This is a genomic window from Pandoraea pulmonicola (genome assembly GCF_000815105.2).
GTDB lineage: Bacteria > Pseudomonadota > Gammaproteobacteria > Burkholderiales > Burkholderiaceae > Pandoraea > Pandoraea pulmonicola.
In genome coordinates, this window is sequence record NZ_CP010310.2 from 1,623,100 (window position 1) to 1,644,291 (window position 21,192).

Below are 21,192 nucleotides of genomic sequence, written 5' to 3' on the forward strand. Positions count from 1 at the left end.
ACGCCGAGGCGCGGCATCTACCATGCACCGGATTTTCTGATCAACGCCGGCGGCATCGTGAGCGTTGCGCGTGAGTGGCTGGGCGAAGGCGACGAGGCCGGTGTCACGAGCGAAGCGCTGCGTATCCGCCGTTGCCGCGGCGATTTTCACCTTGACTTTCATTTAACCAATTGGTTAAATGAAAACATGCCACCGACCACTGACACTCTCTCGACGATATTCGCGGCCCTGGCCGATCCTACGCGGCGCGCGATCCTGGCGCGACTGGCCGAGGGGGAGGCGCCGGTAGGGGAATTGGCACGTCCGTTCGCCATGTCCGGCGCCGCGATTTCGAAGCATCTTCGGGTCTTGGCGGAGGCGGGGTTGATCGAACGGCAAGTCAGCGCGCGCTGGCGCATATGTCATTTGCGTGCGGACGGCTTGCATGATGCCCACGAGTGGCTCGAGGCGTACCGGCGGCATTGGGAAGGCAATCTCGACCGGCTCGTGGAATTCGTCGAACGCACGCATGCCGCAGGCGCGGGTGCGGATGCGCGCGGCAAGGCAAAGGATCGAGGGACAGAATCATGAACCGAGCAGCAACGTTCCAACTGGAGTTGAGTCGTTTCATCCGCGCGCCGCGCGAGAAAGTCTTCGACGCGTTCACGGACGAGACGGCCCTGGCGGCTTGGCATTGCCCGCGCGGTCTGGGCGTGGTGGAGGCCAGCGCGGACGCCCGCGTGGGTGGCAAGTACCGCGTGGTCATGGGGACTCGCGACGGTGTGCGGCATGCCGCCACCGGCGAGTACCAGAAGCTCGACCGCGCGGATTTCCTGGCCTACACCTGGTCGTGGGAAACGGGCGAGATGCCGGCGCGGATCACGACGTTGATCGAAGTGACGCTGACGGACGAGAACGAGGGCACGCGGCTGCACATGCGGCATACGGGGTTCCCGGACGTGCAGACGCGCGATTCGCACATGGGCGGATGGCAATCCGTGTTCAATCGCCTGAACGACTATCTGGATCCGGCGGGAAGTGCGGGCACGGTGAGCGTCTACGGCGACGCACGAAGTCCATATGTGCGCACGGTGCGCATGGCGCTGGAGGAGAAAGGGGTTGCGTACACGCTGGCGGAGATGGCGCCGCACACGCCGGAGTTGCTGAAACACCAGCCGTTCGGCCGCGTGCCGGCATTCACCGACGGTCCGCTTGAATTCTACGAAACGCACGGGATCGTGACCTACATTGACGGCGCCTTCGACGGCCCGAGCCTGATGCCGAAGGGGGGACCGAGCGCGCCGGCGCGTGTGGCGCAGTGGATCAGTTTGATCAACTGCCACGCCTACGACGCGATGGTGCGTCGCTATGTGTTGCAATATCTTTTCCCGAAGGGGGACGGTGGTGGGCCCGATCGCGCAGTGATCGAGGCGGCGCTGCCGGAGATCGCTGCGCAGTTGGCGGCCTTCGACAAGGCGTACGGCGAGCGGGACTATCTGGTCGAGAATGACGTCACGATGGCCGATCTCTTTCTGGCGCCGATCCTGGCTTATGTCGGCATGTTCCCCGAAGGCGAGGCGTTGCTGAAGCAATATCCGAATGTGCAACGCGGGCAGAGGGTGATGGCCGAGCGCAAGAGTTTTATCGCGACGCGGTAGAAAGTGGGGGCCTCGGGAACTACGGGCGCCGTTGTGAAAGCGCGGCGCCGGCCCTGATCGTCAGGAGCGAGGAAGGCCCTTTTGCGCGCCGACGATGAACGTCGGCGCGTCCATCGTCGCAACGCCTATCGCCCTGATCCCGTGCTCGCCACGGCAAATAGCCTGAGCAAGCAGCGCCTCTCCGAATGAGTGAAAATTCCCTTTATTTTGTTGCAACAAACATGTTGCAACAAAATTTCGATGGGAATAGTATCGCTTCTACGGTGGCCATGGGGCCCGAGTGAGGAGAGGTACAGCGTGATTGGCAGCAATTCCCTGAGCTCGTTCGAACGAGCCAAACAGGTATTTGTCGACGGCACCACACGAGTGACGGTCGAGCGAGATCCCACCCCGCGATACGTGAGCAAGGGGGAGGGCGCCTACGTCCATGACGTCGACGGCCGGGCGTTCCTGGATCTGAACGGCAATTACACGACGCTGATCCACGGCCATGGCTTCCAGCCGGTCGTCGAGGCCGTCGTACGCCAGATGCAATCCGGCACGTGCTTTGCCAACCCCACGCTGGCGGAAATCGAGCTCGCGGAATTGCTGTGCGAGCGCGTTCCTCGGATGGACAGCATCCGCTTCGTGAACACCGGCTCGGAGGCGGTGATGTTCGCGGTGAAGGCCGCCCGCGCCTTCACCGGTCGGCCCTGCATCGCGAAGATCGAGGGCGCCTACCACGGGGCTTACGACTGGGTCGAAGTCAGCCAGGCCAGTACGCCTGCCAACTGGGGCAGTGCCGAGCGCCCCAACGCGGTGCCGTTCTACAAAGGGCAGCCGGAATCGGTGCTCGCCGAAGTCGTCACTATCCGCTTGAACGACGCCGAAGGCGCACGGCGCCTGATCGCCGAAAACGCGGATCGACTCGCAGCGGTACTGCTCGATCCCATGCCGAGCCGCGCCGGTCTTATCTCGCCGAGCCCGGAATTTCTCGAGGCGGTGCAATCGACCGCGGCCAAACACGGCGTCCTGATCATCTCCGACGAGGTGCTCAACTTCCGCCAGGGTTATCAAGGGATCGCGGCACGCTTCGGCGTGAAGCCGGACCTCTATGCGCTTGGCAAGATCATCGGTGGCGGCCTGCCTATCGGCGCCATCGGCGGTCGACGCGAAGTCATGTCCGTCTTCGACGCCGCCGGCAAGCGGCCGGCCTTGCCTCAGGGCGGCACCTTCTCCGCAAACCCGTTGTCGATGGTTGCCGGGGAAGCGGCCATGCGGGCACTGACGCCGGCGGTATTCGAGAGGCTCGAAGCGCTTGGCGACCGTCTGCGTGACGGCATCCGGACCCACATTTCGACGAGCGACGCGCCTTTCGTCGTCACCGGTGCGGCCTCGCTCTTTCGCATCCACCCGAAAAAGGTGGCGCCTCGCGACTTTCGGGATGTGACGTCCACACCGGCCGAAAACGATGTGATGCGCGAGATGACCCGCTACTTCGCCGAGAACGGCATCCTGCTTCCGTTCGGCGCCGCCGCCTGTCTGTCCACGCCGATGACGCAAGCCGATATCGATCACGTTGCCGGTGTTTTCGGCGCCTTCATCAAAGACCGTTCAGCACTGATTGGGAAGATCTCCGTATGACCACGAACATCACCGTAGCGCAAGCCATTGCGCAGGGACTCAAGCGCCATGGCGTCGAATTCGTTTTCGCGCAGAGTCTGCCCTCGGCCGTCATCCTCGCCTGTGAGGAAATCGGTATTCGCCAGATCGCCTATCGGCAGGAAAACATGGGCGGCGTGATGGCGGACGGATATGCCCGCGTCTCCGGCAAGGTGTCCGTCGTTGCCGCGCAGAACGGGCCGGCGGCCACGCTTCTCGTGGCGCCGCTGGCCGAAGCGTTCAAGGCAAGTGTGCCGGTGATCGCGCTGGTGCAGGAGGTCGAGCGCAATCAGGCGGATCGCAATGCCTTCCAGGAAATCGATCACGTCGCGGTTTTTGCCTCGTGCGCCAAGTGGACGCGCAAATTGATCACGGCCGATCGCGTCGACGACTATGTCGACGCAGCGTTCATTGCGGCGGCGAGCGGTCGTCCGGGGCCTGCGGTTCTGCTGCTGCCGGCAGACGTCCTGCGTGAAGAAGTACCCGCGTCGGTGGCACCGCGAAAAGCCTCGCTCGGCCACTGGCCGCTGGATCGCGTGCGCCCACCGCAGGATCTTATCGACACGGTGGCGAAGAAGATCGCCGCGGCCGAACATCCGGTCCTGATGGTTGGCGGCGGCGCTGTGGCGTCGCGCGCGAGCGCAGCCATCGCGAAACTCCAGGAACTGGCACATCTGCCTGTCTTCACGACCAATATGGGCAAGGGCGCGGTCGCGGAAACGCATCCCCTGTCCTGCGGCGTGCTGGGCGCGCTGGTCGGCCCGACCGCGCTCGGTAAGCAGACGCTGCCGATCTACCGCGCGGCGGATCTCATCGTTCAGATCGGAACGCGCAACAATCAGAACGGCACGGACAACTGGCGCAACGTGTCGCCGACGGCCGAACTCGTGCAGATCGATCTAGACCCGCAGGAAATCGGACGCAACTATGAGGCCACCCGCCTTATCGGCGACGCCGCCAGCACGGTGGAGGCGCTCAACGATGCGCTCGCCGGTTGCGACCTGAGCAAGCGCAAGGCGCGCAGAACGGCTGTCGAGCAACGTATCGCAGCCGCATGGGCGGCGTTCGAGGACGCGCGAACGCCCATGACGACCGACCGTGCGCCGCTGCGTCCCGAGCGGGTCATGGCAACGCTGCAACACCTGATCGGTCCCGACGATATCGTGGTTGCCGACGCAAGCTACTCTTCCATGTGGGTCGTGGGCCAGTTGCGCTCGAAGCAGGCGGGCTCCCGCTTCATTACGCCGCGCGGTCTGGCGGGGCTCGGCTGGGGATTGCCGCTTGCCATCGGCGCCAAGCTCGCTAGGCCCGAAGGCCGTGTCATCGCCCTCGTGGGAGACGGCGGCTTCGCGCATTCATGGGCCGAACTCGAGACCCTCACGCGGATGAACGTACCCGTGCTCGTCATCGTCCTGAACAACGGCATTCTCGGCTTCCAGCGCGATGCGGAAACCGTGAAATTCGGCAGTTTCACGACGGCCTGTCATTTCCACGACGTGGAGCATGCGGCCATTGCGCGGGCATGCGGGTGTCAGGGATGGCGAGTCAGCGACGCGGCCGAACTCGATCGCGCGCTCGCGCAATGGGTGCAGGCGCCGAGCGCGGCGCTTCTCGAAGTCATCACCGATCCTGAGGCGCATCCGCCTCTCTCCCTGTTCGCCGGAACGCTCGATCGCGAGCCGGAAGGCATCTAGGTTGCGCCGCAGTATGGCGTCAAGCGCTCGCCGCAGTGCCGAATCTCGATCGCATCGTCCGCCGATGCGACCGGGTCGTCGGACGGCTGGCGGCGTGATCAGTTCTGCTGGCTGCCCGGCACCATGCGCGCCATGATCTGCTCGCGCACGCGGATCAGATGCTCGCGCATGGCCGTCTCGGCGCGATCGGGTGCGCGATCGCGAATGGCCTGTGCGATCGCCTGATGCTCGAGGTCGCGTTGACGGATGCGGTCCGGGCAGTGCGGAACGGGCTGCTGTATATGCAAACGGATGTCCGAGCCGACGCGGCGGATGATCTGATAGATGTCGGCGGCGAGCGCGTTCCCCGAGGCTGCCGCAACGGCGCGGTGAAATGCGAGGTCCGTCGAGCCGCGATCGGCGCCGGGAGACGTGGTCGCCGCGCGCTCGATGCGCGAAATCTCCAGCGGGGTCGCCCGGACCGCCGCCAAACGCGCAAGGAACGGCTCGAGCGCCAGCCGGAGTTCGATCACCTCGAGCACATTGGTGCGCCCGGCCAGCATCTCGCCGTTGCGCTTCGACTGCCCCTCGCCGCGCCCACGCGGCGTCTCCAGCTCGCCTTCCTCGCGTAGCACCTTGAGCGCATTGCGCAACTGATGGCGCTTCACGCCCAGTTCGTCGGCCAGTTGCCGCTCCGCCGGCAACGCGTCACCGTTGGCGAGACGGCTGCGCAGACTCTCAACCAGATCGACCATAGTTTTTTCTCCACCACAACCAACGTGTTTGGTTGCACGCCAAAAAAATCATCGAGGCCGCATGATAGCGGAATTCGCGACCATCGACTCGCGAAATGGTGCATTTGCTAATGCCTTCCTGTACCAACTGCTCAATGATGAGAGGGCATTCCCGTCCCCGATTCCATTGAAATCTGGTTCAACCAAAATATCAACCAATATACATCAACCAAACAAACCAAATACATTTTTGGTTGACGTTGGAAATTTGTATTGATCTAATCGTTTGCATCGGCAGTTGGTAAAACCCCACTCGGAGGTACCGCAGCATGATGCAAGCCACGCAGGGAGCCGCCGTTCGCGCCAGCGAACAAGACGAGACGCGGCGGATGTACGAGGAAATCGGCAACGCGCACCTGTTCCCGTTCTGGGCCAGAAGCTCGGATGTCGAGCACGACGAAATCAAGCAATTGATGCAGGGCCAGCGCGCCGTGCCGTACCTCTGGCGCTACAAGGAAGTGCTCGAGCCGCTGCTGCAGCAATCGGCCCGTCTCATCTCCACCGCGGACTCCGATCGCCGCTCGCTGATCCTGACCAACCCGGGACTCAAGCCCAGACGCGCGACGGTGACCACCCTGTACACCGCCTACCGCCTGAACGATCCCAACGAGGTCATGCCGCCGCATCGTCACACGGCGAGCGCGATCCGGCTCGGGCTGACCGGTGCGCAGAACTTCACCGGCGTGGAAGGCGAAGATGTCGTGTTCGGTCCGGGCGACATGGTGCTCACGCCTCGCGACACCTGGCACAACCACGGCAACGTGGGCGACGAGCCCGCCATCAATCTGTCGGTGCTCGACTACCCGCTCGTCGAAACGCTCAATGCGCTGTCGTTCGACCACGACTACACCGAAGGCGGCGCCGTCATGCGCAAGCAGTCCGCGCGCTTTCCGGCCGACTACTCCGCGATCACCTACGGCGCGGGTGGTCTCATGCCGCGCTTCGTCGATCATCGGCGCGGCGCCAACGGCTCGTCGCCGATGTTCATCTACCGCTACGAAGCCGTGCGCGAACTGCTGGAGAAGCATCGCGAATGGGCGGAGAACCCTTACGAGGGACTGCGCATCGAGTATGTCGATCCGCTGCGCGGTGGCCCCGTCTACAAGACGATGACGTTCTTCATGCAGATGCTGCGCCCCGGCGAGCGCACGCTGCCGATGAAGCAGACCGCGAGCCTGCTGGTCTCGCCGCTGGAGGGCGCGGTGCGCGCCGTCCTCGACGACGAGACCTTCGAGACCCGGCAGTTCGATACGCTCGCCGTACCCGGCGGCACGTGGGCCGAATACGAGAACACCAGCGCCACGCAGCCGGCCATCGTATTCATCGCGAGCGATGAGCCGGCGCTTCGCGCGTTCGGATTGCTGCAGCGCTGGGGCAAGACGGCCGGCGGTGACATCATGCTTCTCGACTAAGGGACGCACCCATGGCCAAGGCATGGAATACGCGGCTCGTGAGCCATATCGACTGCCCGGGCGGCGGACAGGTATGGATCGACCGCAACATCCTGTACGTGTCGCACATGCGTCCGCCGGCGGGCACGTCGATCTACGACGTTTCCGATCCCAAACACCCGCGTCTGCTCGCAACGCTCGAAGTGCCCATGGGCTGGCATTCGCACAAGGTGCGCGTGCAGGACGGCGTGATGCTCGTGAATTACGAGAAATTCCGGGAGGGGGCGCCGGAGTTCGGCGGCGGCCTCGGCATCTTCGATATCGCGCGCCCGTCCGAGCCGAGACTGATTTCGCGTTGGTATTCGGGAGGCGAGGCCGGCGGCGTGCACCGGTACGACTTCGACGGCCGCTACGCCTATATCTCGCCAACGGCCGAGGGTTTCGTCGGCAACATCGTCAAGATCCTCGATCTGGCCACGCCCGAGCGGCCCGAGGAAGTCGGTCGCTGGTGGATTCCCGGGCAGAACGTCGGCGCGGGCGAGGAATACCCGTGGGACGACTACGTCCGTCCGCGATGCCACCATCCGCTGCGCATGGGAGACCGCCTCTACGTTTCGTATTGGCACCACGGCTTCTTCATTCTCGATATCTCGGACATGTCGTCGCCGAAGCTGGTCTCCGGCGTCAACAGCAGCCCCGCGCATCCGCATCCGACGCATACGGCGCTGCCGATTCCCGGCCTCGTCAAAGGGCGTCGCGTCATGGTGGTCGCCGATGAGGATGTCGCCAAACTGCGCCCGTCGCCGCCGTCGTTCGCCTGGATATACGACATCACCGACGAACGCCAGCCGATGCCGATCTCGACGTTTCAGGTCGATGGCGTCGATCCCGACGGCGCGCCGCGCGAACCGATGTCCGGCTGTCATCAACCTTCGGAGCGCTTCGTCGGAACGACGTTGCCGTTCGCGTGGTTCGCGAAGGGGATGCGGCTGGTCGACATCGCCGATCCGTTCGCTCCGAAGGAGATCGCGTTCTACGAACCCGACGCCCCTGCCGGCTGCGAACGCGCTTCGTCCAACGACGTCACCATCGACGATCGCGGGCTTGTGTACCTGCTGGACCGGCAGCAGGGCATCGACATCATCGAGTGTTTTCCCGGCTGACACATCGCCCTGACGGCAACGAGGACGCAATGACGATTTCGGTACATGGCAAGAAGAACCCCAACCTGCCGTTTCATCCGGCGGTTCGGGCTGGCGACTACGTATTCGTTTCGGGGCAGGTGGCCAAGGACGAAGACGGACGGATGGTGAGCGGCACGATCGAGGACGAGACCCGCGCGACGATCCTCGCCGTGCAGCGCGCGCTGCGCGAGGCGGGATGCGATCTGTCGGACGTGGTGAAGGCGACCGTCTATCTGGAGGATGCCCGCGACTTCGGGCGCTACAACGGCGTGTTCAAGGAGTTCTTTCCGGAGGGCCGGCTTGCACGGACCACCGTCGAAGCCCGCGCCGTGATCACCACGCGAATCGAGATCGAGTGCATCGCCTATCGGCCGCTGTGAATCCACAGAGGATCATTTTCACCGGCCACCCCATCGAACATCACCTGAGGACATCGACATGCTGAAGCTCTACGGACGCGCAACATCCGGCAACGTGCAGAAAGTCATTTTCCTTCTCGAAGAACTGGGCCAGCCCTACGAGCGACTGGACTACGGCCGTCAGTTCGGCAACACCGGTACACCCGAATACCTCGCCATGAATCCGACCAACAAGGTGCCGACGCTTGCCGATGGCGACCTGATCGTGTGGGAGTCGAACACGATCCTGCGCTACCTCGGCAGCCGCTACGGCGCGTCGCTGTATCCGGCCGATCCTGCGCAGCGCACCTTCGTGGAACGCTGGATGGACTGGACGCTGGCGTCGCTCAACCCGGTCTATCTCGCGGGCTTCAAGGACGCGAAGAAGCCGAAGGACGAGCAGGCCGCCGACACGGGGCCGAACCTTGCCGCCGAACTGAAGATTCTCGACACGCACTTGCGTGAGGTGCCCTGGTGCGCGGGGCAGTCGTTCAGTCTTGCGGACATCGCGCTGGCGCCGCTCGTCAGGCGGTGCGTGAGCTTCCCGTTCGCGCTGCCCGAAATGCCCGGCATTGCGGCGTGGCTGGCCCGCATCGGCGAGCGTCCCGCCTTTGCAAAAGCGACGAGCGCAGGCTGAGCCGGCATTCGAAGGCAGCACCCGCGTCGGCCGTCCCGCCCGGCGCTGCGATATTCCAAGAACAGCAAGACTGGAGCGTTCCCATGGCAAGTCTCGTTCCGCCCAACCCTTCGCCCGCGCCACTCACGCCGCCCACGTCGTCCACGTCTCGTATGCCGCGGCCGGCCGGCTCGCCGGCCACGGCATCGTCCGAGCCGTACATCAGCGTCAGCGGTCTTTGCGTCGACTTCGAAACGCATGGTCGCGTCAACCGTGTGCTCAACGATATTCACCTGTCGGTCGAACGAGGCGGTTTCACCTCGCTGGTCGGGCCGTCGGGTTGCGGCAAGAGCACTTTGCTCAAGGTGCTTGCGGGATTGCAGGCGCCGACGCAAGGCCGCGTGAGCGTTGGCGGAACGACGCCTTCGGAGGCGGTGCGGCAGCGCCGCATCGGTCTCGTGTTCCAGGAGGCGGCGCTCATGCCGTGGAAGAGCGCGTTCGACAACGTCTGTCTGTTGATGGAACTGGTCGGGACGCTGCGCGAGAAGGAGGCCATTCGGGCGCGTGCGCTGGAACTGCTGAACATCGTGGGACTTGGGCATGCCGTCGACCGCAAGCCATCGCAACTCTCGGGCGGGATGCGACAGCGCGTTGCGATTGCGCGGGCGTTGGCGCTCGATCCGGAAGTGCTGATGATGGACGAACCGTTCGGCGCGCTCGACGCTATTACCCGCGAAGAGATGAGCGACTTCCTGCTCGATCTCTGGAAGCGCACCGGCAAGACGATCGTATTCGTGACGCATTCGATCGACGAGGCCGTCTTCCTGTCGCGCGACGTCACCGTCATGGCGACCGGGCCGGCGCGCATTCTCGAATGCCTGACGGTGCCGCTGCCGTATCCGCGCAACGAGGACAGCTACGCCACGCCGGAGTTCGCCCAGACGGCGTCGCATCTGCGCAAGCGTCTCAAGGAAGGCCACCGGGCCGGGAGGACATCATGAGCGTATCGCCTACCGAAGTCGTGCCGGCCGGCGCGCGCGGGCGTGCGGCCCCGAAACCGTTTCGCGGCCTGTGGCGCGCCGGGCCGGGCGTGGCGCTGCTGCTCGTGCTGCTGGTGCTATGGGAGGCGGGGCTGCGCCTGTTCGAGGTTCCCATCTTCGTGCTGCCGACGCCCACGCAGATCGTCGGAGCGCTGGTGGCAAAGCAGCCGGAGCTCGCCGCCGCCGCATGGGTGACGGCGCGCGAAGTGCTGTATGGATTCGTGCTGTCGACGGTGGTCGGGGCGTTGCTTGCCATCGGCATCGCGCGTTTCGAGCGACTGGGCAGCGCGCTCTATCCGCTGATGGTGGTCTTTCAGAACGTGCCGAAGATCGCGCTCGCACCGATCTTCGTGCTCTGGTTCGGCTATGACCTCGTCCCGAAGATTCTCCTCATCGTCGTGATGGCGTTCTTCCCCGTGGCGTTGAACATGCTCGTGGGTCTGCGCTCGGCCGATCCGAACCTGGTGGCGCTGCTCAAATCGGTGGGCGCCACGCGCACGCAGATTCTCATGCGGGTGCAGATACCGCATTCGCTGCCGGCGTTGATGGCGGGCATCAAGGTCGCGATCACGCTCAGTGTGATCGGCGCCATCGTCGGCGAATTCGCGGGCGCCTCGGCCGGCCTGGGCTACGTGATCCAGTTCGCCTCGACGCAAATGCAGATGCCGCTCGTTTTTGCCGCACTCGTCGAAGTCTCGCTGCTCGGCGTGTTCTTCTACTACGCCGTCGAGTGGTTCGAATACCGCTTCATTACCTGGGGCGGGGAAGGGCGCCATTGACCGCGTGGGTCGGATCCGCCCGAATTTTTGAACGGGGTGTTGCCGCGTTTTTCTTCTTGGCGTTTCTTCTTGCAGGAGTACCAGCGTGAGCAGATTAAGCAGACTGTTTTCGGTTCTTCTCGTTTCGATCTCGTTGATGGGGGCTGCCGCACCGGCCTCGGCCGCCGACGACGTCATCGTTCAACTGGACTGGATCGTACGCGGCAACCATGCCATGTTCTTCGTCGCACGGGACAAGGGCATGTTCGCGAAGCAGGGCATCAACGTGACGGCAATCCGCAAGGGCACCGGTTCAGTGGACGCATTGCGCATGGTGGCCAACGGCAGCGCGCAATTCGGCTTCGGCGATCTGTCGACCTTGCTGGTCGCGCGCACGCAGGGCGCCTCGAATACCACGCTCGTGGCAGTGAACCAGAAGAGCCCGCTGGCCATGGTGTCGGTCAAGTCGCGCAAACCATTGAATTCGGCGAAGGATCTCAAGGGCCTGAATGTCGGCGTGCATCCCGCCGGCTCGACATACGTGTTCCTGAAGGCCTTCCTCAGCAAGAACGGTATGTCGCTCGCCGACATCAAGCAAAGCACGGTGGCGCCGCCCTACGAGAACTACCTCGTGATGGGGCGCGTCGACGCGGTGCCGGGATATATCGATGCCGAAGTGCCGCTGCTCGAGGAGAAGACGGGCGGGCCGGGATCGTTGTCGATTCTCCAGGCCGCCGACCATGGCCTGAGCGTCTACGGCTCCGGCGTGTTCGCCTCGGACAAGATGATCGCCTCCAATCCGCAACTCGTGCAGCGCTTTGTGAATGCCTACATGGAAGCGTTTGCCTACGTCATTGCGCATCCCGACGAGGCGGTGGCGATGATCGTGAAGGCCAACCCCGAGTACAAGGGACAGGAGAAGATTCTCACCGAGCAGCTCGACGCGGATTTCAAACATACGATGTACTCGTCGGAGACGGCCGCCAATGGCATCGGTTGGGTCGACGCCAAACGCTGGGGCGAAATGTTCGACATCCTCCAGAAGGAGGGATCGATCGAGTCGAATGCCAAGCCGAGTGGCGGCTTCGACATGAAGTTCCTGACGGCAGCCAAGCCGCTGCGCAAGTGAGGGGAGCGAGATGACCATCACCATTCACGAAAGCCTGCGCGGATCCGAGTCTTCCGCGACGCAGGGCGGCATTGCCGGGCTGGTGCTGCCCGCCCATGACGGCCTGTACTATGGCGGCGCGTGGCACGCGCCTCGTTCCGGCCGATATACGGATGTCTTCAGCCCGGGCAACGGCGCCCGCATCGGTCGGGCCGCGGTGGGCGACGCAAGCGATGTCGACGCCGCGGTCGCCGCCGCTCGGCAAGGGTTTGCCGTGTGGCGCGATACGCCGCCGCTCGAGCGCGCACGAATTCTCAAGGCGGCCGCCGTCGAAATGCGCAAGCACGCCGCCGACCTCGCGTTGCTCGATGCCGCCGACTGCGGCAACCCGGTGGCCGAGATGGCGGGCGACGTGATGGTCGCCGCCGCGCTGTTCGAGTTCTTCGCCGGGCTGGTCACCGAGATGAAGGGCGCGTCGATCCCGATGGGGCCCGAGGCGATCGACTTCACCGTGCGCGAGCCCGTGGGGGTGGTCGCGCGAATCGTGGCGTTCAATCACCCGTTCATGTTTGCCGCCGGCAAGATGGCGGCGCCGCTGGCCGCGGGCAACGCGGTCATCATCAAGCCTCCCGAGCAGGCGCCGCTGTCGTCGCTGCGGCTCGCCGAGATCGTCGGCGGTCTGTTTCCGCCGGGCGTCGTGTCCATTCTCAATGGGGGGCGCGACGTGGGGGAGTCACTGGTTTCGCATCCGGACGTGGCGATGCTCGGACTCGTGGGAAGCATACCGACCGGACGGGCGGTGGCGCGTGGCGCCGCCGATCGCCTCAAGCCGATGTTGCTTGAATTGGGCGGCAAGAACGCCTTGATCGCCTACCCCGACGTCGATCCCGATGCGCTGGCCGCCGGCGCGGTGGCCGGCATGAATTTCACGTGGTGCGGGCAGTCATGCGGTTCGACGAGCCGCCTGTTCCTCCACGAAAGTCTCCACGACGCCGTGATCGAGCGCATCGCGCGCCGATGCGAGGCGTTCGTGCCCGGCCTGCCGACCGATCCGAAGACGACCATGGGCGCGATCATCAGCCAGGCGCAGCATGCGCGCGTCATGGCCTACATCGCGTCGGCGCACGAGCAGGGCGCGCGTCTCGTATGCGGTGGCAAGGTGCCAGACGATCCGGCGCTGGCGAACGGCTATTACATCGAGCCGACGGTGTTCGCCGATGTCGGGCCGCAAATGCGCATCGCCCGGGAGGAGATCTTCGGTCCGGTGCTCTCGATCATCAAGTGGCGCGATGAAGCGCAGATGCTGGCCGACGTCAACGCACTCGATTACGGCCTGACCTGCGCCATCTGGACGAACGATCTCGAGAAGGGCATGCGCACCGCTTCACGCGTGAATGCGGGTTACGTATGGATAAACGAAGTCGGCAAGCACTTCCTCGGTGCGCCGTTCGGTGGGATGAAACAGTCGGGCATGGGGCGTGAGGAGTGCCTTGGCGAAATGCTGTCGTTCACGCAGGAAAAGAACATTCACGTGAGCCTGCGCCGCGTTGCCGCGCAGCGCTGACCCGTCAACCGATTGCAGGATCCAGGCATGCAAACCACTTTTGACTACATCATCGTTGGCGCGGGTTCGGCCGGTTGTACGCTCGCCAATCGCCTGACGGAAGACAGCGACGTTCGCGTCCTTGTGCTGGAAGCGGGCGGATGGGATCGCGACCCGTGGATTCACATCCCACTCGGCTGGGGCAAGATCCTGACCGGTCGTTTGCATGACTGGATGTACGACTGCGAGCCTGAAGAGAATGTGGGTGGGCGAAGCGTGGAGTGCGCGCGCGGCAAGGTGATCGGAGGATCGTCGTCGGTCAATGCCATGGCGCACGTGCGCGGCAATCGCGCCGACTTCGATCGGTGGGCGCGCGATTACGGGCTGCCCGAGTGGTCCTACGAGTCCGTGCTGCCGTACTTTCGCAAACAGGAGCGCTGGGAGGAAGGGGCGGACGGCGCGGAAGACGGCGCGTTTCGCGGCGCCGACGGGCCGTTGAACGTGCAGCGATGCCGCTATCAGGATCCATTGCTCGGCGCGTTTGCCGCGGCGTCGAAAACGGCCGGGCACCCTTGGGTCGACGACTACAACGGCGCGACCCAGACGGGATTCAGCCGCCTTCAGATGACGATTCGCGACGGACGTCGCTGCAGCGCCGCAAGGGCGTATCTGCATCCGGCGCGCCGCCGCGCAGGCCTGTGGGTCGAAGTCAACGCGCTCGCCTCGCGAGTCGTGCTGGAGGGCGACAGGGCCGTAGGCGTCGAGTATTGGCAAAACGGAGTGAAGCACTTAGCCAGGGCGAGCCGCGAGGTGTTGCTTTCGGGCGGTGTGATCAACACGCCGCAATTGCTCATGCTCTCCGGCATTGGCGACCCCGAACGGCTGTCGCAGATCGGGGTCAGGACATCGGTCTCCAGCCTCGGGGTCGGGCGCAATCTTCAGGATCACCCGTCGACGATCGTGATGTATCGCCGCGCGACGCCGGGGCCGTTTCACCGGATGATGCGGTTCGACAGAATCGGGTGGCAGTTGATTCGCGCCTATCTGACGGGTAAAGGATTTGCGTCGGATGTGCCGGGCGGCGTGGTGGGCTTCATGCACAGCGGAGAGGCGACGAGGGCCACGGAAGCGCCCGATCTGCAACTGCTGCTGACTGCCGCGCCGCTGGGGGCGTGGCCATACTTCAAGCCGTTCAGACAACCGTTCAGCGACGGATTCGCGTGTCGCACCGTTTTGCTGCACCCGGAAAGTCGCGGCGAAGTCCGTCTCACTTCCAGCGATCCGTCGGCGAAGGCGCGCATCCACCAGAACTTCCTGTCGACGCCGTACGACTGGGCGGCGCTTCGCGCGTCGGTGCGGATCGTGCGCGAACTGGCGGCTCAACCGAGTCTGGCGCCGTACATCGGGGCCGAGCTTGCGCCGGGACCCGCGAGTTCGTCCGATGCGGAAATCGACGCCTTCATCCGCAAGACGGCCATCACTGTGCATCATCCGGCGGGGACGTGCCGGATGGGGGCGGACGACGATCCGATGGCGGTGGTCGACAGCGAGCTGCGCGTGAAGGGCGTGCGCGGGCTGCGCGTGGTCGACGCCTCCGTGATGCCGGATTTGACCTCGGGCAACATCAACGCGCCGGTGATCATGATTGCCGAGCGGGCCGCCGACATGATCCGCGGACGCGTTCCGGCGCGTGTCCAGACACCGACGCGTGTCGCAGCCGAAGCGGTGCCGGCATGAAGCTGGCGCTCGCGGGGGGGCATCGGCATCGCGTGGTCGTCACGCAGCCGCTGGACGATGCCGCGATCGAGCGACTCGACCGGTTTTTCGACGTCGCGCTGTGCACTCACACGGGCGTGATGACGCGCGACGCACTGAGCGAGCAACTGCGTTCGGCGGCGGCTGCGTTGGTGGGGGCGTGCGATGTCATCGACGCGCGGATGCTCGACGATCTCGACGCACTTCAGGCCGTGTGCTGCCTGAGCGCGAGCGAGCCGCACATGGATATCGCGGCGATGACCCGCGCAGGCGTGCGGGCGATGTCGTCGCCGGACGCGGGACGTGCCGTCGAGAACCTTGTCGCCGCCTTCGGCTTCGGCCGCCTGGGCGGCCGCCCCCCGGATCTGCTCAATCCGGAACTGCTCTGCGATTGTTGCAGCTTCTAGGGGGAGAGCGGCGCATGGCCGTGGGCCTGACTGTGCCGGGTTACTGCGCCGTCCAGCCGCCGTCGGCGGCCCAGGTGGCGCCTCGAACCTCGGACGCCAGCGGCGAGCAGAGCATCAATGCCACGTTCCCGAGCGCCTCGGGCGTGACGAACTGGCCGGAGGGCTGCTTTTCTCCCAGCAGGCGGGCGCGTGCGTCGTCCACAGACAGTTTTTCGCGCTGGGCCAGATCGTCGATTTGCTTCTGCACCAGCGGCGTCAGCACAAAGCCCGGGCAAATGGCGTTGCACGTCACGCCGGTTTTCGCGGTTTCCAGCGCCGTGACTTTCGTGAGGCCCACCAGTCCATGTTTGGCCGCCACATAGGCCGACTTGCCCGTGGAGCCGACCAGCCCGTGCACCGACGCGATGTTGATGATCCGTCCCCAGTTGCGCTCGCGCATGCCGGGAAGCGCGTGGCGCGTCGTATGGAAGGCCGAGCTCAGGTTGATGGCGATGATGTCGTCCCATTTCTCCAGAGGGAAGGTTTCGATGGGGGACACGTGCTGAATGCCGGCATTGTTGACGAGAATGTCCACGCCGCCGAAACGGGCCTGCGCCGCCGCAAACATGGTTTCGATTTCCTGATCGCTGCGCATATCCGCCGGATGGTGGATGACCTCTGCCCCAATCGATTCGACCGCGGCGATCGCGGCGTCCACGTCGCCGAAGCCATTGAGCACGAGGTTTGCGCCGGCGTGTGCCAGCACCTGCGCGATGCCCAGCCCGATGCCGCTGGTCGAGCCGGTGACCAGCGCGGTCTTTCCGTTCAGGGTCGTCATGAAATCCGCCGTCGAAGAAGTGGAGGTTGAACGCGTGCCGGTCATGCTCACACCAGCCCCGTTGCGTAGTAGAGCGCGATCACGAAGAACACGGCCATGGTCTTGATGATCGTGACGGCGAAGATGTCCCGATACGATTCGCGGTGCGTGAGGCCGGTGACGGCGAGCAGCGTGATGACGGCCCCGTTGTGCGGTAACGTGTCCATGCCGCCGCTGGCCATCGCGACAACGCGATGCAGCACGTCGAGCGGAATGTGCATCTCCTGCGCGGCCCTGATGAACGTGTCGGACATGGCGGCAAGCGCGATGCTCATGCCACCGGACGCAGACCCCGTAATGCCGGCGAGCGTCGAAACCGAGACGGCTGCGTTGACGAGCGGATTGGGAATGCCCTTCAGGGCGTCGGCGACGACCAGGAAGCCCGGCAGCGCTGCGATCACACCGCCAAACCCATACTCGGACGCCGTATTGAGTGTCGCGAGCAGCGCGCCCGAGACGGCGACCTTCGTGCCGTTCGCGAAACGATCGCGCACTTTGCCGAACGCCGTCACCAGCACGAGCAGGATGCCGGTCAGCAAGGCGCCCTCCACGGCCCAGATTGCGACGACGCTATTGATGGAGACCGACATCGGCGCGTGGAGGCCCGGGAGAAGGTCGGGCGTCACGTCGAAGCGGGCGCCATACCAGTGCGGGATGGCTTTCGTGAGCGCGTAGTTGACCACGCCGACCAGGATCAGGGGTGTAATGGCCAGGACGGGATTGGGAAGATTGTCGGAATTCACGCGCTCGGGTTCGTTGAGCAGCGAATTGCCGTAGCCCTCACCGTTGGCGGCGGCTACGCGGCGACGCCATTCGAGGTAGGCGAGGCCGACCACGACAATGAAGAGCGCACCGGCAATGCCGAGCACGGGCGCCGCCCATGCCGTGGTCTTGAAGAACGTCGTCGGAATGATGTTCTGAATCTGGGGCGTTCCGGGGAGCGAATCCATCGTGAAGCTGAAGGCGCCGAGCGCAATGGCGCCGGGCATCAGCCGCTTCGGGATATTGCTCTGCCGGTAGAGCTCCGCCGCGAACGGGTAGACGGCGAACACGACGACGAACAGCGAGACGCCGCCGTAGGTGAGCAGCGCGCACACCGCCACGATGACGGCATTGGCGCGCGTGCGGCCGATGTACTTGATGGCCGCCGCAACGATGGACTCGGAAAAGCCGGACAGTTCGATGACCTTGCCGAATACGGCGCCGAGCAGGAACACGGGCAGATAGAGTTTCACGAAGCCGACCAGCTTCTCCATGAAAATGCCGGAAAAGACGGGGGCGACGGCTTCGGGACTGGTCAGCAGGACAGCCCCGAGTGCGGCAATGGGGGCAAACAGAATCACGCTGTAGCCGCGATACGCGACAAACATCAGAAACGCCAACGCGGCGAGCACGATGAGAAACGACATCTTGTCTCCAGTATGTTTGCCTGCACTGGCTCGTGCAGGCTGAAGTTCTTACGACCGGCAGCCCATTACGCAAAAAGCGTGCCGTGATTGGCTAAGCCTTTGATCGGAAAGGAGTCCGATATTCATCGCATGCCTTCATGCGGTAAATCGGCTGAAAGAATCTGGCAGTATGACGTCGGAATGTCTCAATTTCGAGACGTTGCAGGGCTTGGAGCGCAGTCATGTGCAAGTTTCCCCTCGGAAATGGCGGATCAGTGGCATTTCCACCAATGGGGTCGATGTCTCAATTCATGGAATAATCGTCTCCAAATGGAGATTTACGACGATTTCAACATGCCCCATGACGAAGGACTGACCCCGACCGACGTGGACGAGCCACGCGGTCTGCTTTCCGATTACGGATTCGTTCGCAAGCAGGCGATGCAATCGCTCTTCGAAACGCTCGACAATTCCAGCGAAGGCACCGTTGTCGTCGATAGCGACGCACGGATCGTCTGGATCAATCGCAGCTATGCGGCGCGGTTCGGATTCAGCAATCCGGATGCCGTGATCGGGCTCGATTGCGAAGTCGTCATCCCGAACAGCCTGATGCGCGAGGTCGTCGCCACCGGGCGGCCGATCCTGCTCGATATTCTCGAGACGGGGCAGGAGCCTCTGGTGGTCACCCGGCTTCCGATCAAGGATGCGCAAGGCAAAACGGTCGGGGCGGTGGGCTTCGCGCTGTTCGACGAGTTGAAGGCGCTGACGCCCATGTTCAGCAAGTACTCGCGACTGCAGACGGAACTGCTCGTGACGCGCCAGTCGCTCGCGCAGGCGCGGCGCGCCAAATACAGTTTTGCGAGCTTCGTCGGCACCAGCGCGGCAAGCCTGGAGACGAAGCGTCTCGGCCGTCGTGCCGCGCAACTCGATTCCCCTGTACTGCTGCTCGGCGAAACGGGCACCGGCAAGGAGTTGCTGGCGCACGCCATCCACGGCGCTTCCGCGCGGGCGGATAAACCGCTGGTCACCGTCAACGTCGCTGCGATTCCCGACGCCTTGCTCGAAGTCGAATTTTTCGGCGCGGTGGCCGGCGCGTATACCGGTGCCGAACGCAAGGGCCGCATCGGCAAGTTCGAACTGGCGCAGGGGGGAACGCTTTTTCTCGATGAAATCGGCGACATGCCGCTGCCGCTTCAGGGAAAACTGCTGCGTGTACTGCAGGAGCGGGAGTTCGAACCGATAGGGTCGAACCGCGTGGTGCAGACCGACGTCCGCATCATCGCCGCCACCTCGGCCGATTTGCCGAATCTCGTGGCGCAAGGGCGATTCCGCGCGGATCTGTACTATCGGCTCAACGTCCTGATGATTCGGGTGCCGCCGTTGCGCGAGCGGCCGTCGGACATCGAAGCGATGGCGTACGCCATTCTCGACAAGCTCAGCTCATACCGCGACGCGGGCCACCTGGAACTGGAGGAGGGCGCCATCCAGCGGCTTCGGGCATACCACTGGCCGGGCAATGTCCGCGAGTTGCACAACACACTGGAGCGTGTCGCGCTGCTCTCGGAAAGCGAGCGCATCGATGCGCGCTCGCTCGCCCGGTTCATCGGTGACGGCTCCGACACGGCAACCGAAAGCGGCTCGATTGCGCAGGCGGCGACGTTGCCGGGCTCCCAACCGGGCGAAGTCGGTACCGCCGACTCGCCGCGATATGACGACGCGATGAAGGCGTTCGAGCGCAAGTTTCTCGCCGATGCGCTGCGCGCGGCGGGAGGGCGCGTGTCGGAGGCAGCGACACGACTGGGCATGGGCCGCGCGACGCTATACAAGAAGATGGCGTCGCTGGACATCAAGGTCTAAGTCCTGGCCATCGCGATCTTCGGCGGGACGCGAGCCGCCGAAGATCGCGAGGCCCACGGAACTTTGAGTGATTTCGTATTTATTTTTGTTGTATCAAGTTTGTTGCAACAAAAAAATTAAGTGCCTACAATGCGGAGCAATGACGGGGTGACGGCCCTCCCGTGGCTCGCTGGCACGTTGTACGTACCGGATGAACCGAGGCGCGCAGGCGTGAGCGTCGGGAGGAAGCGGGAATCTGGCGGCGAATGGAGGATGCCCCGGCATAACGCAAATCAATTCATCGACAGGAGATACGCATGCCACTTCGAAAAAGGATGAGGCTCGGAGGTCTGGCGCTGCTTGCCGGCGCCATGGTGGCGACGTCGGTATTCGCCAAGGACCTGAGTGGACTGGTGCCGGAGAAATACAAAGGCGCGACGGTGACGGTCGGCACCGCCGCCACATTGCCGGGCGTTGAAAGCGTCGAGCCGGGAACGGGACGGATCGTCGGCGTCGAGCCCGATCTGGCCTACGCGGTCGCCAGGAAGCTGGGCATAAAAGTCGAAATCAGCAACGTCGCCTTCGATGGGCTTCTGGCGAGTCTCCAGGCAGGGCGATACGACGTCGCCATGGCGGGGCTCGCGGATACCGTGCAACGTCAGCAAGCCATGGACTTCGTGGACTGGTACGTATCGGGCCTGCGTCTCATCGTTCCGAAAGGCAATCCGAAGAAGGTCAGCGGCCCCGGCAATCTGTGCGGGTTGACGTTGGGAGGCGCCCGGGCGTCGACGCAGCTTCGACAAATGGAGCGCGTCGCCAAGGACTGCGGCGCCAAGGCGACGCCGCTGGTGGCGACCGATACCACGCCCGCCGGGTTGCTGTTGCTCAATACGGGACGCGTGGACGTCTATGCCGTCGACGCCATGGCCGCACCCGGCTACGTGAAGGCAAAACCCGAGCTGGAACTGATCGCCGGCGAGTTTTTCCCGCTGGTGCGGGGCGTGGGGTTTGCCAAGGACAATACTGGGCTGCGCGACGCCTGGCAGGCCGGGCTGAAGGCCGTCATCGACAGCGGCGAATACGATGAAATCCTGAAGCGCTGGGGCATGTCGGGCATCGCGTACAAACAGGCCACCATCAACGGCGGCAAGCTGTAACGAGAGTTCG

19 protein-coding genes are annotated in these 21,192 nt (G+C 64.2%); 16 read left to right on the top strand and 3 right to left on the bottom strand.

Features of this window, described 5'->3' with window-relative positions; genetic code table 11:
- Positions 1-186 precede the first annotated feature (186 nt).
- The 4 genes from RO07_RS07240 to RO07_RS07255 all read left to right on the top strand — a co-directional run bounded on the left by RO07_RS07240 (position 187) and on the right by RO07_RS07255 (position 4,972).
- On the top strand, positions 187-570 hold the full coding sequence (locus tag RO07_RS07240; protein WP_039409352.1) for an ArsR/SmtB family transcription factor: 384 nt from the start codon (positions 187-189) through the stop codon (positions 568-570).
- Positions 567-1,637, top strand: coding sequence for an SRPBCC domain-containing protein (locus RO07_RS07245; RefSeq protein ID WP_039409354.1), 1,071 nt, complete (start codon positions 567-569; stop codon positions 1,635-1,637). Before RO07_RS07240 ends, RO07_RS07245 begins: the two co-directional genes overlap by 4 nt.
- Positions 1,638-1,826: 189 nt before the next feature.
- Positions 1,827-3,260 carry an aspartate aminotransferase family protein gene (locus tag RO07_RS07250; RefSeq protein WP_218026542.1) on the top strand — a complete coding sequence of 478 codons (1,434 nt, stop codon included), beginning with the start codon at positions 1,827-1,829 and terminating at the stop codon, positions 3,258-3,260.
- Positions 3,257-4,972, top strand: a complete 1,716-nt coding sequence (locus RO07_RS07255) for an acetolactate synthase catalytic subunit (protein ID WP_039409356.1) — start codon at positions 3,257-3,259, stop codon at positions 4,970-4,972. Before RO07_RS07250 ends, RO07_RS07255 begins: the two co-directional genes overlap by 4 nt.
- A gap of 98 nt (positions 4,973-5,070) precedes the next feature.
- Here the strand turns inward: RO07_RS07255 and RO07_RS07260 are convergent, their stop codons facing one another.
- Entirely contained in the window at positions 5,071-5,706 is a 636-nt protein-coding gene (locus RO07_RS07260) for a FadR/GntR family transcriptional regulator (protein ID WP_039409358.1), read from the bottom strand.
- Between the two features lie 308 nt (positions 5,707-6,014).
- Between RO07_RS07260 and RO07_RS07265 the strand changes: the two genes are divergently transcribed.
- The 10 genes from RO07_RS07265 (at position 6,015) to RO07_RS07310 (ending at position 15,945) form a co-directional block, all read left to right on the top strand.
- Complete coding sequence (locus tag RO07_RS07265) at positions 6,015-7,157, top strand: cupin domain-containing protein (protein ID WP_237171393.1); 1,143 nt, start codon at positions 6,015-6,017, stop codon at positions 7,155-7,157.
- A gap of 11 nt (positions 7,158-7,168) precedes the next feature.
- On the top strand, positions 7,169-8,299 hold the full coding sequence (locus RO07_RS07270; RefSeq protein WP_039409360.1) for an LVIVD repeat-containing protein: 1,131 nt from the start codon (positions 7,169-7,171) through the stop codon (positions 8,297-8,299).
- Positions 8,300-8,328: 29 nt separating this feature from the next.
- Complete coding sequence (locus tag RO07_RS07275; protein ID WP_039409363.1) at positions 8,329-8,700, top strand: RidA family protein; 372 nt, start codon at positions 8,329-8,331, stop codon at positions 8,698-8,700.
- A 58-nt stretch (positions 8,701-8,758) separates the two neighbouring features.
- Positions 8,759-9,355, top strand: coding sequence for a glutathione S-transferase family protein (locus tag RO07_RS07280; RefSeq protein ID WP_039409365.1), 597 nt, complete (start codon positions 8,759-8,761; stop codon positions 9,353-9,355).
- A gap of 83 nt (positions 9,356-9,438) precedes the next feature.
- Complete coding sequence (locus RO07_RS07285; RefSeq protein ID WP_237171394.1) at positions 9,439-10,335, top strand: ABC transporter ATP-binding protein; 897 nt, start codon at positions 9,439-9,441, stop codon at positions 10,333-10,335.
- Positions 10,332-11,153: an ABC transporter permease gene (locus tag RO07_RS07290; protein WP_039409371.1), complete on the top strand. Its 822-nt coding sequence runs from the start codon at positions 10,332-10,334 to the stop codon at positions 11,151-11,153. Before RO07_RS07285 ends, RO07_RS07290 begins: the two co-directional genes overlap by 4 nt.
- An 85-nt stretch (positions 11,154-11,238) precedes the next feature.
- Positions 11,239-12,261 carry an ABC transporter substrate-binding protein gene (locus RO07_RS07295; protein WP_039409373.1) on the top strand — a complete coding sequence of 341 codons (1,023 nt, stop codon included), beginning with the start codon at positions 11,239-11,241 and terminating at the stop codon, positions 12,259-12,261.
- A gap of 10 nt (positions 12,262-12,271) precedes the next feature.
- Complete coding sequence (locus tag RO07_RS07300; RefSeq protein WP_052267092.1) at positions 12,272-13,804, top strand: aldehyde dehydrogenase family protein; 1,533 nt, start codon at positions 12,272-12,274, stop codon at positions 13,802-13,804.
- A gap of 27 nt (positions 13,805-13,831) precedes the next feature.
- Positions 13,832-15,520, top strand: a complete 1,689-nt coding sequence (locus RO07_RS07305) for a GMC family oxidoreductase (protein ID WP_039409377.1) — start codon at positions 13,832-13,834, stop codon at positions 15,518-15,520.
- Positions 15,517-15,945: a Rossmann-fold NAD(P)-binding domain-containing protein gene (locus RO07_RS07310; protein WP_039409381.1), complete on the top strand. Its 429-nt coding sequence runs from the start codon at positions 15,517-15,519 to the stop codon at positions 15,943-15,945. The genes RO07_RS07305 and RO07_RS07310 overlap by 4 nt, the downstream gene beginning before the upstream one ends.
- Positions 15,946-15,985: 40 nt before the next feature.
- On the opposite strand, the gene RO07_RS07315 is transcribed toward RO07_RS07310, so the two are convergent.
- A complete protein-coding gene (locus tag RO07_RS07315) occupies positions 15,986-16,762 on the bottom strand; it encodes a 3-hydroxybutyrate dehydrogenase (protein ID WP_039414605.1) in 777 nt (258 codons plus the stop codon).
- Positions 16,763-16,809: 47 nt separating this feature from the next.
- Positions 16,810-18,210: a GntP family permease gene (locus RO07_RS07320; RefSeq protein WP_039409384.1), complete on the bottom strand. Its 1,401-nt coding sequence runs from the start codon at positions 18,208-18,210 to the stop codon at positions 16,810-16,812.
- Between the two features lie 420 nt (positions 18,211-18,630).
- Here RO07_RS07320 and RO07_RS07325 point away from each other — a divergent pair, with 420 nt between their 5' ends.
- Together RO07_RS07325 and RO07_RS07330 are read left to right on the top strand one after the other, a co-directional pair.
- On the top strand, positions 18,631-20,046 hold the full coding sequence (locus RO07_RS07325) for a sigma-54 interaction domain-containing protein (protein ID WP_418303719.1): 1,416 nt from the start codon (positions 18,631-18,633) through the stop codon (positions 20,044-20,046).
- A gap of 296 nt (positions 20,047-20,342) precedes the next feature.
- Entirely contained in the window at positions 20,343-21,182 is an 840-nt protein-coding gene (locus tag RO07_RS07330; RefSeq protein ID WP_084072497.1) for an ABC transporter substrate-binding protein, read from the top strand.
- Positions 21,183-21,192: the final 10 nt, after the last annotated feature.

Coding starts and splice junctions, on each gene's coding strand:
- RO07_RS07265 (WP_237171393.1), top strand. CDS start 6,015: ATGATGCAAGCCACGCAGGGAGCCGCCGTTCGCGCCAGCGAACAAGAC.
- RO07_RS07300 (WP_052267092.1), top strand. CDS start 12,272: ATGACCATCACCATTCACGAAAGCCTGCGCGGATCCGAGTCTTCCGCG.
- RO07_RS07270 (WP_039409360.1), top strand. CDS start 7,169: ATGGCCAAGGCATGGAATACGCGGCTCGTGAGCCATATCGACTGCCCG.
- RO07_RS07260 (WP_039409358.1), bottom strand. CDS start 5,706: ATGGTCGATCTGGTTGAGAGTCTGCGCAGCCGTCTCGCCAACGGTGAC.
- RO07_RS07240 (WP_039409352.1), top strand. CDS start 187: ATGCCACCGACCACTGACACTCTCTCGACGATATTCGCGGCCCTGGCC.
- RO07_RS07280 (WP_039409365.1), top strand. CDS start 8,759: ATGCTGAAGCTCTACGGACGCGCAACATCCGGCAACGTGCAGAAAGTC.
- RO07_RS07245 (WP_039409354.1), top strand. CDS start 567: ATGAACCGAGCAGCAACGTTCCAACTGGAGTTGAGTCGTTTCATCCGC.
- RO07_RS07290 (WP_039409371.1), top strand. CDS start 10,332: ATGAGCGTATCGCCTACCGAAGTCGTGCCGGCCGGCGCGCGCGGGCGT.
- RO07_RS07325 (WP_418303719.1), top strand. CDS start 18,631: ATGCAATCGCTCTTCGAAACGCTCGACAATTCCAGCGAAGGCACCGTT.
- RO07_RS07330 (WP_084072497.1), top strand. CDS start 20,343: ATGCCACTTCGAAAAAGGATGAGGCTCGGAGGTCTGGCGCTGCTTGCC.
- RO07_RS07315 (WP_039414605.1), bottom strand. CDS start 16,762: ATGACGACCCTGAACGGAAAGACCGCGCTGGTCACCGGCTCGACCAGC.
- RO07_RS07320 (WP_039409384.1), bottom strand. CDS start 18,210: ATGTCGTTTCTCATCGTGCTCGCCGCGTTGGCGTTTCTGATGTTTGTC.
- RO07_RS07285 (WP_237171394.1), top strand. CDS start 9,439: ATGGCAAGTCTCGTTCCGCCCAACCCTTCGCCCGCGCCACTCACGCCG.
- RO07_RS07310 (WP_039409381.1), top strand. CDS start 15,517: ATGAAGCTGGCGCTCGCGGGGGGGCATCGGCATCGCGTGGTCGTCACG.
- RO07_RS07255 (WP_039409356.1), top strand. CDS start 3,257: ATGACCACGAACATCACCGTAGCGCAAGCCATTGCGCAGGGACTCAAG.
- RO07_RS07305 (WP_039409377.1), top strand. CDS start 13,832: ATGCAAACCACTTTTGACTACATCATCGTTGGCGCGGGTTCGGCCGGT.
- RO07_RS07275 (WP_039409363.1), top strand. CDS start 8,329: ATGACGATTTCGGTACATGGCAAGAAGAACCCCAACCTGCCGTTTCAT.